Source organism: Haloprofundus salilacus (assembly GCF_020150815.1).
In the GTDB taxonomy this organism is placed as follows: Archaea; Halobacteriota; Halobacteria; order Halobacteriales; family Haloferacaceae; genus Haloprofundus; species Haloprofundus salilacus.
Genome location: NZ_CP083724.1, coordinates 473,378 through 488,583, shown reverse-complemented (window position 1 = coordinate 488,583; position 15,206 = coordinate 473,378). Strand labels below are relative to the sequence as shown.

Annotated in this window: 9 protein-coding genes and 1 pseudogene; 3 read left to right on the top strand and 7 right to left on the bottom strand. The window is 60.8% G+C overall.

The window, feature by feature from the left end:
- Positions 1-265: 265 nt before the first annotated feature.
- A complete protein-coding gene (locus tag LAQ58_RS18865; protein ID WP_224450413.1) occupies positions 266-1,591 on the bottom strand; it encodes a tyrosine-type recombinase/integrase in 1,326 nt (441 codons plus the stop codon).
- Positions 1,592-2,377: 786 nt separating this feature from the next.
- On the opposite strand from LAQ58_RS18865, the gene gfo6 reads away from it, so the two are divergent.
- A complete protein-coding gene (gene gfo6, locus LAQ58_RS18860) occupies positions 2,378-3,451 on the top strand; it encodes a D-xylose 1-dehydrogenase Gfo6 (RefSeq protein ID WP_224450412.1) in 1,074 nt (357 codons plus the stop codon).
- Between the two features lie 27 nt (positions 3,452-3,478).
- Here the strand turns inward: gfo6 and LAQ58_RS18855 are convergent, their stop codons facing one another.
- The 4 genes from LAQ58_RS18855 to LAQ58_RS18840 all read right to left on the bottom strand — a co-directional run bounded on the left by LAQ58_RS18855 (position 3,479) and on the right by LAQ58_RS18840 (position 9,153).
- Positions 3,479-4,252: an SDR family NAD(P)-dependent oxidoreductase gene (locus tag LAQ58_RS18855; RefSeq protein WP_224450411.1), complete on the bottom strand. Its 774-nt coding sequence runs from the start codon at positions 4,250-4,252 to the stop codon at positions 3,479-3,481.
- 172 nt (positions 4,253-4,424) lie between these two features.
- Positions 4,425-5,657 (bottom strand): mandelate racemase/muconate lactonizing enzyme family protein, encoded by a 1,233-nt coding sequence (locus tag LAQ58_RS18850; protein WP_224450410.1) that lies wholly within the window; start codon positions 5,655-5,657, stop codon positions 4,425-4,427.
- Between the two features lie 172 nt (positions 5,658-5,829).
- The gene (locus LAQ58_RS18845; protein WP_224450409.1) at positions 5,830-6,693 is read right to left on the bottom strand and encodes a fumarylacetoacetate hydrolase family protein; all 864 of its coding nucleotides are present in this window, start codon (positions 6,691-6,693) and stop codon (positions 5,830-5,832) included.
- A 108-nt stretch (positions 6,694-6,801) separates the two neighbouring features.
- Positions 6,802-9,153, bottom strand: a complete 2,352-nt coding sequence (locus LAQ58_RS18840) for a glycoside hydrolase family 3 N-terminal domain-containing protein (RefSeq protein WP_224450408.1) — start codon at positions 9,151-9,153, stop codon at positions 6,802-6,804.
- Between the two features lie 303 nt (positions 9,154-9,456).
- Between LAQ58_RS18840 and LAQ58_RS18835 the strand changes: the two genes are divergently transcribed.
- Entirely contained in the window at positions 9,457-10,953 is a 1,497-nt protein-coding gene (locus LAQ58_RS18835; protein ID WP_224450407.1) for a glycoside hydrolase family 2 protein, read from the top strand.
- A gap of 70 nt (positions 10,954-11,023) precedes the next feature.
- On the opposite strand, the gene LAQ58_RS18830 is transcribed toward LAQ58_RS18835, so the two are convergent.
- Entirely contained in the window at positions 11,024-12,916 is a 1,893-nt protein-coding gene (locus LAQ58_RS18830) for an ABC transporter ATP-binding protein (protein ID WP_224450406.1), read from the bottom strand.
- A 221-nt stretch (positions 12,917-13,137) separates the two neighbouring features.
- The gene (gene melA, locus LAQ58_RS18825) at positions 13,138-14,517 is read right to left on the bottom strand and encodes an alpha-glucosidase/alpha-galactosidase (protein ID WP_425490752.1); all 1,380 of its coding nucleotides are present in this window, start codon (positions 14,515-14,517) and stop codon (positions 13,138-13,140) included.
- Positions 14,518-14,841: 324 nt separating this feature from the next.
- On the opposite strand from melA, the pseudogene LAQ58_RS19220 reads away from it, so the two are divergent.
- A pseudogene (locus LAQ58_RS19220) lies at positions 14,842-15,178 on the top strand (hypothetical protein); the annotation flags it as partial.
- Positions 15,179-15,206: the final 28 nt, after the last annotated feature.

Here is a 15,206-nt window from a genome sequence, read left to right as displayed (position 1 = left end):
ACGATTACTGAATGTTTCTACTGTATCTAAACAGTGAACACAAACACGTTCGGGGCCCGTTGAACTCCTGGCGTACATTCTATGCATGGTTCAATGAACTCATGTACTGAATAGATGTGGTGGATACATGCACTGAACGTATGTAGTGAACAACACTCCTGAACACTATTCGTGATTGGTGTAGATACACGAGAACAATGGTTGCAATGAGTGAGATGTGTGGGTTTCGTCCGTTCACTCAACTAATTGGTGACTGGGGTTTCAATCACTCATGTTCGGACTCACATCGATTCAGTTCATCTTCGAATGCCTCGGCTAACTGCTCGCGCATGTACTCGCGTCGCAGCTGTCGCGCCCGCGAATCGGAGAGATAATTCTGGAGGACGACCTCGGCGCTCGAACTCCCCTGCTCGGCGGCGATTTCGTCAAGGCTTCCGAGGACGACGTCGAGAGACGACGCGTACGCGTCGTACCAGAATCGACGCCCCATCTTCGGGGCGGGTGAGACGCCGTCGATCTCGCCGGGGAGACCTGCGCGCTCGGCCAACTCGTTGAAGCGGTTCCAGACGGTCCATCGAGAGACGTGTTCGCGGGAGGCATGCGGAGAGGGAAACAGATAGCCGTCCCAGACGTCACTCTCAGCTTCCGTCGCAAGTCGCTTTTCGAGTTCCTCGCGACCGTACAGGAGAGACACCTCGCCGGGTCCGTTCTTCCGCTTTCGAAAGTCGATATACGGGACGTCGTCGTCGGGAACGTCGAGGACGAACTGTCCCACGTGGAGACGAGCGACTTCGTTCGGCCGAAGTCCCCACGCGCAGAGCGCGAGGACGAGAAGGCGCTCCTGCAGTTCGGCGGCAGCATCGTAGAGCGCGCGCACGTGCTCGCTCGAGAGACACGGCGTATCCGCGTCTTCGTCGCCGTTCGTCGACCGAGACCAATCGAACTCGTCGTCAAGTCCGTCTGCCGGATTCACGCCGGCCCACTTCCGGCGGACGAGGTGAGCGTACCAGTTCGAAACCGCGAGATGAATTCGGCGCTTGGTCTGGCCGCTGTCGAGTTCCCCGTGAAGTCGGTCGAACGCCGCCCAGCAGGCGTCTACCGCTTCGTAAGCAGGGACATCGCTGTCGCGGGCTATCGGGGTCACGAGGTCGTCGGTCCCGTTTTCGGCGCGATACGCCCGAACGTACCGGTTGAGTCGATATCGGAGCGTTTCGATAGATGATTCGGCGAGTCCTTTGCGCTCTCGCCGCGACGAGAGAAACGATTCGAGTGCTTCGACCGTCCGATCGTCGTCGGTGGCCCAGTCGTATACGCTGTCAATTGCTTCGAGTTCCAAGTCGTCGGTCCAAAACTGCGCGAACGTCTTGTCGTGATACTCACGGAGGGCATACAGCAACGGCCGCAACTCGTGGTCTCGAAGCCAGCGGTGTGTCGGTTTCTCACTTCGGGGATTCAGCCCGTCGGCTTCGAGTTTCGGCGAAACGACGGACCAGTACGCGTCGGCGAGTTCGTCGATATCGAGGAGCGTCCACGAGACGTCGTCCACGTCCTGCCAGTCGCGGTCTGACGGTCGACTCGAGGTCTCACTCACTGGTCCCACCCCATCGTTTCCAGTAATGATGGCCCTGAGCCCGAGGTAGAAGCCTCGATGAGCTGGTTTGGTTTTCTAAGACGGTCATTTTCGGGTGACAGAGCTATTTAGACAGATAGGATATATATTTTGGGAACTAACTGACTCCTTCAGTCTGTGTGAACGCCGATTGTGAGTGGATACCTGATTAAAGCGCCGATAAAGTCTATTCTGCGATATACAATCTGCCGTGTAATGTTCCCCACAGTTTCGGAGTTTGGGTTGTGATGCGTGGCTTAATTTCGTACTAGGTGCGTCCGATTATGCCCTCGTCTAGTGATTTGTAAATCGATGCGTGGAATGTTGCTCAGAAAAGTTCTCTGAGTGACACAAATTCAGAATCACCAGATATCTCCTATTTCACAGCTGCTTCTGAAGAATAGAAGGTACGCATCACTTTCATCCTCAGAGGTTGTGTGTTCCCCACAAGTTCGGAATTTGGCCAGGTGATGTGGGTCTCATTTTCACAGCTCTCAGACTGAATTAGGTTACGTCTGCTGATTCTCCATTCGAACAATGCCCTACGTACCTTGCCGGGAGGCACGCATTAGAACCCTATCCTCCGAAACTGTGTATGGCTAGATTTTAAATTCACTCTACAGCTCGTTACTACTGTACACAGTAACTCGTTTAGATCGATGTTGTTGATTGATGTCCTTACCCGAGTGTCGGTGATCTCGACGATCCAGTTTTCCTTTAGTCGTCCTATCGGAGTACTTTTTGAGAGGGATCAGAAACCAGTAGGTAATGTATAACTGGATCACGGGGTACGAAGAACGTGACTGGCAAACGTCGACCGACGGCACCGTCCGATACGCGCTGCTGGGGCTTGGCTGGTGGACACTCGATGTCGTCCTGCCGGCGATCGAAAACTCGGATCTCGGCGAGGTGACGGTGCTGGTCAGCAGTTCGACCGAGAAGGCGACAGACATCGCGGCCAAAAACGACGTGGACCACGGCATCAGTTACGACGAGTTCCACGGTGGAGCGGCCGGCGACGCGTACGACGCCGTCTACGTTGGCACCCCGAACGCGCTCCACCTCGAATACGTCGAGACTGCGGCTGATCTCGACAAACCGGTTATCTGCGAAAAGCCCATGGAGTCAACCGTTGAGCGAGCAGAGCAGATGGTTGAGGCTTGCGAGGCAGCCGACGTGCCGCTGATGATCGCCTACCGAATGCACACCAATCCGGCCATCCGACGTGCGCGCGAGCTTATTGAGGACGGGTTCCTAGGCGAACCAGTCTCAGTCTACGGCCACAACTCCCAGCCACTGCTGGAGATGTTCCCGAATCCCGACCAATGGCGACTGAACTCAGACCTCTCAGGGTACGGCACGTCCGTGATGGATTTGGGCATCTACTCGCTCAATACAGCCCGCTTCCTGCTCCGGAAGGAGCCGGTGGCGGTCGCCAACGAGATGCGCTCGCTCCACGAGGCCTTCGGCGACGTGCCCGACGAGCGCTCCTCGTCGCTGTTGGCCTTCGAAGACGGCGTGACGATGGTTACGACGGCGAGTCAGAATGCTTACTCGGACTCACACCTCAAGATCATCGGAACCGAAGGACAGATTGAGATCTATCCCGCGTTCCACGGCGAGGCGACGCTGCGCCTCCGTCGCGACGACCTCACAGTGACCGTCGAACACGAAACGTTCGACGCCCAGCGGGAGATGCGTGAGGAGTTAGACTACTTCGCCGACCGGCTGCTCTCCGGGGCGAGCATCTATCCGGACGGCCGCCACGGCCTGCAAGACATGCGGATCGTTCGTGCAATCCACGAGGCTGGGGAGTCCGGCGAGCGCGTCACGCTGGAGTAGCCATCTCGTAGCCGGAAACGGTCAGATTTACAGCGCGCTGTCGGCGAACCCGCCGTCGACGGTGATGATCTCACCGGTGACGTACGAACTGGCGTCGCTCCCGAGGTAGATCGCCGCGCCGACCATCTCCTCGCGGTCGGCCACGCGACCGAGCGGCGTCCGCTCATCGATGGATTGTCGCTTCTTTGTCCCCTCGGCGTAGGTGTCCGCGTTCTGTGGCGTGATGACGAAACCGGGTGCGATGGCGTTGACCCTGATCTCAGGGGCCAGCTCTTTGGCTGCCGCGCGGGTGAACGCTTCGACACCGCCTTTCGCGGCGGAGTACGCCAGCAGATTCGCCATCGAGAGACGAGCGGACAGCGAGGAGATGGCGACGATCGATCCGCCTTCGTCCAGTGCGGGGGCGAACGCCTGGGTCACGCGTCGGACGCCGTCCAGCGCGACATCGAGGACGCGATCCCACGACTCGTCGTCAATACCCAACACCGTCTCGCGGGAGATTGCACCCTGTGACGCGACGACGACGTCAACACCGCCAAGCGTCTCGATGGCGGTCTCGCGGACGTCTTCGAGGCTCTCTGCGTCGGTCACGTCACACGTCACGCGGGCCGTGGTCGCACCGCGCGCCTCAATGGCATCGGCCGTCTCCTTGACCCTATCTTCGCTCCTGCTCGTCGCAATCACGTCCGCGCCGTCAGCGGCGAAGCCCAACGTGATCGCCTGTCCAATACCGCTCGTCCCGCCGACGACGATAGCCCGCTTGCCGTCGACTGAGACCGGCGTGTGTTCGTACTCGACCATACGAGTAGCACCCTCGCCGGCCGGTTTATAGTTGGGTTCTCTCGTCACCTAGCGGCGGGAACTATAGAACCGACTGACGGAGGGCCAGCCGTTTCCTGCCAGGAGGAAATCCCGTACTCCAGGGCGGAAGAGAATCCGACAACGGGCACTAATCAAACCGCTGTGTCGGTCGTCAGGCTTCGTCGAACAGTTCCTGTCCTTCGGCCAGATGTGCTTCGACGGCGTCGAAATCGAGCGTAAGGCCGAGTCCCGGTGCTTCGGTGACTACCATCCGGCCGTCTTCGATGAGACCGTCCTCCTCAACGAGGTCCTCCCACCAGCCGAGTTCGTAGCTGTGGTACTCAAGTGCGAGGGCGTTGGGGATGGCAGCGCCGACGTGGGCCGACGCCATCGTCCCGACCGGCGAGGAGACATTGTGCATCGCCAGCGGGGTGTAGTAGATGTCGGCAAGCATGGCGATCTTCATCGTCTCGCGCATGCCGCCGACCTTGGGAACATCGGGTGCGAGGATGTCGACGGCCTGTTCTTCGAGGAGGCGACGCTGGCCGTGGGTTCGGTAGACGTTCTCTCCGGTCGCAATGGGCGTGGCGGTGCCCTGCGTCACGTTGCGCTGGACGTCGTGGTTCTCCGGTGGGATGGGGTCCTCGAGCCACCAGACGTTGTACGGTTCGAGCGCTTGGGCGAGACGGCGGGCGCTACCGGCGCTGAACGCCCAGTGGCAGTCGAACGCAGCGAGGGCACGGTCACCGACGCGCTCGGTGACTTTCCGGACAATTTCGGCTTTGTGATCGATCTCAGGCTTGCTGAGATAGCGGTTGGCCCGGTCCTGCTCGTACCCGCTGGGCACGTCGAGGTCGAACTTTAGCGCGTCGTAGCCCAGTTCGTCAACGACGCGCTCGGCCTCGTCGGCGCAGGCGTCGGGGTCGGCCTCGTCCTCGGTGTGACAGTCGCAGTAGACTCGCACGTCGTCGCGATACTTCCCGCCCAGCAACTGGTAAGCGGGCACGTCCAGCAGTTTACCGGCCACGTCATTGAGGGCAATTTCGATGCCGGAGATGGCTGCGATGTCTTTCCCGGCGATCGATCCCTCGCCGGACATCTTCTGGACGAGATGTTCGTAGAGGCGGTCGATATCTAGTGGATTCTCACCGACGACGAAGGGCTTCATCCGCTCGATGATCTCGGGGATCGCGCCACCCCAGTAGGATTCACCGATACCACAAACGCCGGCGTCTGTGTAGACGCGCACAAGCGTCCAGGGGTAATTGCCGTCGACGATGACTGTTTGTACGTCAGTGATCTCCACGCCGCGAGGCGACTCCTCGCGTGAAAGCCCCATCGTCTCACCGGAGAGGTCACGCATGGTATACTCTGCGTTCGGATCTCGCAGGTTCTCGTAGCTCATTTGGCAGGGGATCGATTTAGCGAAAAGATTGATAAAGGTTCCGTGTTACCAATGGTCAGACCAGGCTACAGACTCGCAGTCGGGCGAACGGCCAAGATCACTGGATCGAAACCTCGAATCCCCACTTGACGACAATCGGCGACGAGGCACGCAAGCCGCGTGTATCGGACAATCAGACCGGCGTCACGTCGTTAGTCAGGGTGCCGATCCCCTCAATGTTAATCTCGATGTGATCGTCTTCGCGAAGTGTGAAGTCGTCCTCGGGCACTAGCGACGTCCCGGTAAGCAACACGGCGAATTCGGGGACGGCGTTGTGGCGGGTGTAGTACGACACTAATTCCTCACAGGTCCGGATCATGTTGGCCGTCGAAGTCTGGTCGTCGTAGAGCACGTCGCCATCGCGAGCGATCGTCATCGCCATCGTCAAGTCGTGTGGATCTTCGATGGACGTGGTCGTCGCGACGCAGGGGCCGATCGAGCAACAGCGGTCGTAGGTCTTGGCCTGTGGAAGATAGAGGGGGTTCTCGCCTTCGATGGAACGACTGCTTATGTCATTCCCGATGGTGTAGCCGACGATCTGGCCGTCGTAGAGGACGATCCCGAGCTCCGGCTCGGGAACGTTCCACTCCGAGTCCGAGCGAATTCCCACGGCGTCGTTCGGACCGACGATCCGACTCGGCGTCGCTTTGAAGAATACTTCCGGGCGATCCGCGTCATAGACGTTCAGGTAGATGTCGGGGGTGTCGCTCTCGGTCTCACGAGCCTCCTCGCTGATCTCGTAGGTGACACCGGCAGCCCAGACCTCCTCGGCGTCGATCGGCATTCGCAACGAATCTGGGATGTCGTCTAGATGATCTGCCTCATTGAGCCACGACTCGACCAGTCGGTCGATCGGCTTGTCGGCCATATCGGCGCCACGGAGAAGTTCGCCGAAGGATCGGATCTTCGGGCGTGCGCTCGTGATGTCGTACATCCCTGTCTCGGTCGCGACGGCGAGCCGTCGCTGTCCCGAGTCGATGAACTGGTAGTATCGCATCGGTAGACGTTCAGGATAAATTGATAAAAATCTTCGCGTCCCACCCTTTGGACGTCACCAGCCCATCTCGATCGGTGGTGTGCTCACCCGTCGTATGAGATATACATTTTAATCGCGCTCGACGCTCCGATCGGTAGTGTACGATCGGCCGGTGTTCGGGACCTCGTAGCGGTCACCGACGACCTCGACAGTTTCGGCGGCCTCGATGGCGTCGGCAGCTCGGCCGACCCGAACTTCGAACGGGCCGGGTTCGACGACCAGGTCCATGTGCCGGTCGTGAGACGCGAGTTGCGTCACCGAGAGGTCGAACGAGACGCGGACCGACTCGTCTGATTCGAGGTGGACCCGCTCGAAGCCCACGAGTTCCTGCACGGGGCGGACCAGCGACGGCTCTTCCTCGCTGACGTATAGCTGGACGACCTCGTGGCCGGCGCGGTCGCCGGTGTTTTCGACGGTCACGGACGCCGTAATCGTCCCTGCGGGTCCGACCTCCATGTCGGAGAGCTCGAAGTCACCGTACTCGAAGTCGGTGTACGAGAGGCCGTGGCCGAACGAGTAGAGTGGGTCACTGTCGGTGTAGACGTGGCGTTCGTCGCGGCTGTTGGGCCGACGACTGTAGTACACTGGGAGCTGCCCAACCGACTTCGAGACCGAGATGGGAAGCCGCCCGCTCGGGTTGTGTTCACCGGTGAGGACGTCGAGGATGCCGTTACCGCCCTCCTCGCCGGGGAGCCACGCATGGACGACCGCGGCGGCGTGGTCGTCGGCCCACGTGATCGAGTGGGGCTTCCCGCTGATGACGACCACCACCAGCGGTGTGCCAGTCTCGTGGACGGCTTCGAGGAGTTCGTCCTGCACACCAGGCAACGAAAGGTCGGTCACGTCTGCCCCTTCGCCGCTCGTCGGCAGGTACGGCTGGTCTGCGCGGGCGTCTACGTCGTCAGACAGCGCAAGCGCGGAGCGGGCACCGACGCAGGCGACAACCACGTCACTATCTCTGGAGACAGCGACGGCCTCGTCGATGTCGTCGGTCGAGGGGCCGCTGGTCGTACAGCCCTCCGTGTAGGTGACGGCGTCGCCCAGCCGAGACTCGAAGGCATCCCTGACGGTCACGATGTCGCGGTTCGACTCCTCGTCGGGGTAGTGGGCGGCGTAGGCGTAGTCGCCCAGTTGCCCGGTCGGCGCATCGGCCTTCGGGCCGACCAGCGCGACTGAATCGGACTGGGCGAGCGGGAGCGCCCCGTCGTTCTTCAGCAGCGTCACGGACTCGCGAGCCATTCGCCGGGCGTACTCGCGGTTGGCGTCGGGACCGAACGCCGCGGCGGCGTCGTCGGGGTCCGTGCGGTACTCTTCGAACAGCCCCTTCTCGAACTTCTGGCGGAGGACTCGCCGAACGGCGGTGTTAATGACCGCCCCGGAGATCCGACCCTCCTCGACTGCCTCGACGAGCGTGTCGTAGCAATCAATCTTCGGCAACTCCACGTCAACCCCCGCCGAGAGCGCCTGAATCGCCGCCTCCTTGTTCGTCTTGGCGACGCCGTGCTCGGTGATGAGGTGAATCACGCTGAAGTAGTCGGAAACGACCGTACCGTCGAAGTCCCACTCCTCGCGGAGGATCTCCGTCAGGAGTTCGCGGTCAGCCGTACAGGGGACGCCGTCGATATCGTGGTATGCGTTCATCAGCGACTCGACACCAGCCTCGCGGACGGCCACTTCGAAGGGATAGAGGTGGACCTCACGTAGTTCTCGCTCTCCAACGTGGACTGTCGGCCGGTTCTTCCCACCCTCGCCGAGACCATGGCCGGCAAAGTGTTTGACTGTCGCGGAGATTCCTTCGCTCGGCTCGTCGCCCTGTAGTCCGCGGACGTACGCAGACGCCATCTCGGCAACCAGTTGCGGGTCCTCGCCGAAGGTCTCCTCGGTGCGGCCCCAGCGTGGGTCTCGGGCGATGTCGAGCACCGGCGAGAGGGCGTGGGCGCTCCCGATGGCTAACAGTTGCTCGCGGATTCGCTCGGTCATCCCTTCGACGAGCTCTGGGTCCCACGTGCTCGCCATCCCGATGGCCTGCGGATAGGTGGTTCCGTCCGGACCCATGTAGCCGCTCAGGCACTCCTCGTGGGGGACGGCCGGGATCCCGAGTCTAGTCTCTTCGACGAGGATCGACTGGATCTTGTCGGTCACTTCGGCGGCGCGCTCGGGCTCAAGACTCGGCCCGCCGCCGATTCGAGTGACGTGCCCGACGCCGTCGGCGAATACGTCGCGGGCTAGATCCGCGTCGAACGTGCCGTCGTCGTCGATCAGGGCACCCCCCTCGGCGTCGAACCCGCTGATAGAGGTCGGCGAGATCGAGGTGAGCTGAGCGACTTTCTCCGTCAGGGTCATCCGTTCGAGCAGATCGGCTACGCGTCGATCCGTCGAGAGCGATGCATCGAGATACGGCACTGGCTCTTCAGCCGTCATGCGACTACGAACGATCGACAGCACGTAAATGATTCGGCTTTTCGTGTGGTTTGATGTACCACAGGGATACAGATGGAGTGTGAAAGACGAGCGCGTGCCGCGGCAGGAATATCCGCGGCCCCAACTTCGACGAGAGCAGTGGCGCAATTTGAACGGGCAGTGGGCGTTCGAGATCGATCACGGTGCGAGCGGTCGCGCCCGCGGGCTCCCCGATGCTGACAGACTTGCAGACGAGATCACCGTTCCCTTCGCTCCCGAAAGTGAACTGTCGGGTATCGGCCACACCGACTTCATGGACGCGGTGTGGTGTACCGCTGTGAGATCGATGTGCCCGAGGAATGGCTCGACGGCCACCTCCTGTTGCACTTCGGTGCGGTTGACTACGAGGCAGAGGTATGGGTAAACAACGAGTCAGTCGGCACCCATCGGGGCGGATACACGCCGTTCAGCCTGGACATCAGTGACGCTGTGACGCCGGGGTCAAATGTCGTTACGGTCTGTGCCGAAGACGACACGCGCTCGTCCGTCCAGCCCAGTGGCAAGCAGAGCCAGCAGTACGACTCACACGGGCCATTGTACACCCGCGTCACCGGCATCTGGCAGACGGTCTGGCTCGAACCGGTACCCGAGACCTACGTCCAGAACCTCCAGTTCGAACCGGACCCCGAGAACGACGCTGTACATGCCGAAGTGAAACTTGCCGGCGCACTGCTTGACGGCGAAGTCCGTGCCGAAGTCACGTACGGTGATCGGTCGGTCGGTGTGACCACTGTCCAGACAGACGGTCGCTTCGCTGTGTTTACGCTCGAACTGGCCGAGACACACTGGTGGTCGCCTAAGGAGCCGAACCTGTACGACATCGAACTCGCGGTGCTCAACGACGGTGCGACGGTTGACGCAGTCCAGAGCTACTTCGGACTGCGCTCGGTGAGGCTCGGCGAACACTGTGTCTACCTCAACGGCGAACCGCGCTTCCAGCGCCTTGTCCTCGATCAGGGGTACTACCCCGATGGCCTCTACACCGCGCCCACCGACGAGGCGCTAATCGAGGATATCGAGATCAGCAAGGAGATGGGGTTCGACGGCGCGCGCCTCCACGAGAAGGTGTTCGAACCGCGCTACCTCTATCACGCCGACCATCTCGGCTATCTCGTCTGGAACGAGGGACCGAACTGGGGGCTGACTCACAGCAATCCCGCGGTGCTTGGCCCCTTCCTGCAGGAGTGGCTCGAAGTTGTCGAACGCGACTACAATCACCCGTCGTTAGTGGGATGGACGCCGCTCAACGAGACCGCACCTGACACTCACGAGGACTTCGTGCGAACGCTGTACCGCACGACGAAGGCCCTTGATCCCACCCGGCCCGTCATCGACACAAGCGGCTGGTATCACGTCGAAACTGACCTCGTCGACGCACACGACTACGAGCAGAACCCCGAGGCGTTCCGTGAGACCTACGGCGAGACTGATGGGCCGGTCGAGCCCAGCGCTCACGACAAGACAACCTGGGAGACCCTGAGCTACGTTAGCGAGTACGGCGGCATCTGGTGGAACCCCGACGTCGAGGACGGCTGGGGCTACGGCGACCGCCCGGCGGACGAGGCCGAGTTCTTCGAGCGCTACCGCGGGCTCACCAACACGCTGCTGGACAACGAGGACATGTGGGCGCTGTGCTACACACAATTGTACGACATCGAGCAGGAGACGAACGGCCTGTACACGTACGACCGCGAGCCGAAGTTCGACCCTGAGCGGATCCGAGAGATCAATGAGCAGCCCGCTGCGTTCGAGCGGCAGTGACAAGACAGGATCGTACCGCAGCCCGATCGTCCACCGACTGCTGCAGTCGGCTGCTGATCTGACTGCCCGCTCACTCGGAGATTGTCCGGAGGAACGACTCGGGCAAGTCGTCGACGTTGCCAGCCTGCACGCGCCAGAGATTCGCGTACAGCCCGTCGGCTGCGAGCAGTTCCTTGTGGCTGCCGCGCTCGACGATCTCACCGTCTTCCAGTACGAGGATTGTGTCGGCAGCCTTTATCGTCGAGAGGCGATGGGCGATGTAGAAAGTGGTCCGGTTGGCGGTGATCTCCTCAAGGCCGCGCTGGATGAGCATCTCCGTCTCGATGTCCACGTCGCTGGTCGCCTCGTCGAAGATGAGAAGGTCGGGGTCCTGCAACACCGCGCGGGCGATGCTGAGTCGCTGGCGCTGGCCGCCCGAGAGCTTGACCCCCTCCTCGCCGACCGGCGTCTCGTAGCCGTCGGTGAGGTTGGTGACGAACTGGTGAATCTGCGCCGCCTTGGCGGCCTCGATCACGTCTTCGCGGCCCGCGTCGAAGGATCCGTAACGGATGTTCTCGGCGATCGTCCCCGAGAAGAGGAAATCCTCCTGATCGACGTAGCCAATGTGTTCACGGAGGTCTCGGAGACGGACTGTCTGCACGTCACGGCCGTCAAGCCGGATCGTCCCACCGTCGGCGTCGTACAAGCGCGGAAGGAGCTTCATCGCCGTCGACTTGCCAGCCCCGGTCGGTCCCACGAGCGCGACGCTCTCGCCGGGTTCAGCCTCGAACGAGATGTCGTAGATGACCGGCGCGGACGCTTCGTCGCTCTCCGCCGAACCGTCGTTCGTACCGCGGCCCTCGTAGCTGAAAGTGACGTGGTCATACTCAACGTGGCCATCGACAGCAGAGAGGGTCGTCGCCTCGGGATCGTCGGTGATCGAGGGCTCCATGTCCAACAGGGCGAAAACGCGCTTACCCGAGGCGCGGGCGTTCTCATAGCGCTCGATGATCGTCGTGATCTGCTTGAGTGGGCCAGTGAAACGCTGGCTCAGGAACAGGAAGGTCACGAGCGTCCCAACGGTGAGTCCACCGGTGAAAAAGAGCGGCGGTCCGACGACGATCCAGTACCCGCCAACCAGCAGCGTGACCACGAAGGAGAGGTCGGTGATGAGGCTGCTCCCGGGATGGTAGACAGTTCCGAGTTTGATTCGGTCCCAGTTGGTCGAGAAGTACTGCCAGGAGGCGGCGTCAACGCGGTCGGATTCGTAGCCCTCCGTCACCTTCGTCTTGATTAGCGTCATCCCCCCGAGATTGTTCTCCAGCCGTGTGTTCAGCTTCCCAACACTATCGCGGATCGCGTCGAAGACCGGTTCGATCAGGCGCATGTACACCATTGTGGCGACTAACAGCAGCGGCACCGACACGAGCGTTACCGCCGCCAACTGTGCGTTCTCGTACAGCAAGATGAGTGTCACGCCGATCACAACCGTCAAGATGCGGACGGTCTGCGTGAGTGCATCGTCGAAGAATATTTCGAAATTGGATATATCGTTGTTGAGTACCGAGAGCAAGTCTCCCCGCTCATGATTCTCGAAGAAGACCGGGTCAAGGTCCTGGAGCGTGTCATAGGTCGCGGTTCGGACCTCGTGCATCAGCCGGTGGCTGTAGTAGTCCATCGACAGCATTCGCACGGTCGAGAGGGTGCTGCTGATGACGAAACTGCCTGCGATGAGTGCGATAGCGAAGTACAACTGCTCGAGCCGTGTCGCCGGGACCCACGCGTTCGGGATTACCGGCACGTCGAACGGGATCGTCTGGTACAGCACTGCGTCGATTGCGATACCGAGGATGAACGGCGGGAGCAAGGAGACGAGCCGCTGGACCAGACCGGTCGTCAGGCCGGCACCCAGCCAGGGCCGATGTTCCTTTCCAAATGTGCGGAGGATACGCCACAGTGGTCTGGTGACTACCGCTTTGCTCATCTCGAAGTTATTGGGAGACTCGTCGTTAGGCACGTCAGAAACTATCTAACACAGTCGCATATATAGGAATTCTCATCCACCGAGTTGATAGCGGATAGAAGGAGCACCCCAGACCTCTTAATGAGATAACACGCGCCCGCTCGAAAAATCGCCTACTTGGGCCTTGGAACGTGGCTTCCCGATCTCGAATCAGCGCCGGAGCTCGCACATCTGCGGGGCTGTCAGTCGTCGTTGGTCGAATTCGTTGCCGACGGCGCTTGTGCGGAGTGCGAAGCGTCTCCCTCGACGATCGCATCGGGGAGGTACTCAGCATTGGCTTTGAGAAGGTCGTCGACCATCGCGTCGATCTCCGAGAGTGTGCAGGCGGCCCCGCTCAGCGGATCGAGCTTGACGGCCTGCCGAAGCTTGGCCTGATTCCCCTCAATAGCCGCCTCAACGGCGAGGCGCTGGACATCGACGTTCGAGCGGTCGAGCGCGGCCAACTGTGGTGGGAGCTTCCCGACCGAGCAGGGCCGTACGCCGCGGCCGTCAACGAGACAGGGAACCTCGACGCAGGCGTCGTTTGCGAGGTTCGTGATCAGGCCGTCCGTGTTGCGAACGTTGATGTTCATCCGACGGCGCTCGCCGGTTTCAATCGAGTGGATGATCCGCGAGCCGTACTCCTCGGAGCGCTCGATCTCGGGGTCAATGTCGTCGGAACTCATCTCGGCGGCGTCGGCCTGATACGAACACCAGTGCTTGAAGTATTGGCCGGTGGGCATCCACTCGACGAAGTAGTCCTCAAAATCATCCTCAACCGTGAACGCCTCGATGGTCTCCTCTTCGGTCCGGAAGTACGGGACGTACTCGGACATGTGGTTGCTCGACTCCGTGACAAAGGCGTCGAAGTGACGCATGATCTCGAAACGAACGTTGTCGCATTTGTAGGTCTCCTCGTCGTCAAGGACCTCGTAGAGGTCGGGATAAACGCTCTCGCCGTCATGTTCGGCTTCGAGGAACCACGCCATATGGTTGATGCCGGCGACCCAGTACTCCAATTCGTCGGCGGGCACGTCGACGTACTTCGCGATGGCCTCAGCAGTGTGCTGTACGCTGTGACAAAGCCCGATCACGTCGATTTCGGTGGCCTCGTCGATCGCCCAGCACAACATCGCCATCGGGTTCGTGTAGTTCAGCAAGAGTGCGCCGGGACAGTGGTCCTCCATGTCCCGGACGATGTCGAGCATTGTCGGGTAGGTTCGCAGGAATCGGAAGATGCCGCCTGGGCCGAGCGTATCCCCGACGGCCTGATTGACGCCATAAGAGCGTGGGATCTCGATTTCGTTCTCAAAAGGCTCGCGACCGCCAACGTGGATTGTATTCAGCACATAGTCGGCGCCGTCGAGGGCCTCAATGCGATCGGTGGTCGTCTCGATGGTGGCCTTCACGTCGTTATGTTCGAGCATCGCGTCGGCTGCCGCGGCTGTCCGGTCGAGGCGGTCCTGATCGATGTCCATCAGCGAGATTGTCGAACCCTGCAATTCAGGGAACGAGAGGATATCGCCCATCAGGTTTCGCGCGAAGACGATACTCCCAGCTCCGATAAAAGAGATCTTGGGCATGTCATCAATACCGACGACCCTGTGATTAAACGTTCGGCTTGCGGTACGTGTCGTGCAGTCGCTCATGACTGAAGCGATATCAAAGGCTTCGTACCTCCCATTCGCAGGGGTAGGCTGTATGACGGACAACGTTGTCGTCCTCAGCGCTGAGTATGCCGGCGCAGGTGCGACCACGAGCCTCGAGCACAGTCCAACGGCAGCACCGACATTACGTGGATCTCGGGACTACCACCTCGTCCTCCACGAGTCCCATCGGTGCATCCGTGACCCGAGCGTCCAGCACAAAGTCACGATCCCAGTCGGTGACATTGCCTCGAAAAGTACCCCGCGCCGCCGACCGCACAGGCCGCCTGGCAGGCTCCCGAGGTCGCCGGAGTGAACGTCGTACGAGCCAACGAGGGCCGTCAACTGGACACGTGGACCTCCGACGACATGTACGGTTGTCTCGATCGATGACGACGCCGTCGCCCACGACGTGACGTACATGGGCGTCTCCGTCCCCGTCGACACCTTCGACGGGTTCCTCGCTGAATTGCTCAAGAAGGCCATCGCCGCCAAGTGGTTCCGCAAGGTCTCCTCGATCGGTCGCGCCGCGAAGGCGTGGCCTAACATGTCATTGCGGCTCCTGCTATCGCTTTTGATTCGCAAACTGAAGACGTAGTTATTTAGCCCTTCCCACAAAATCCCCG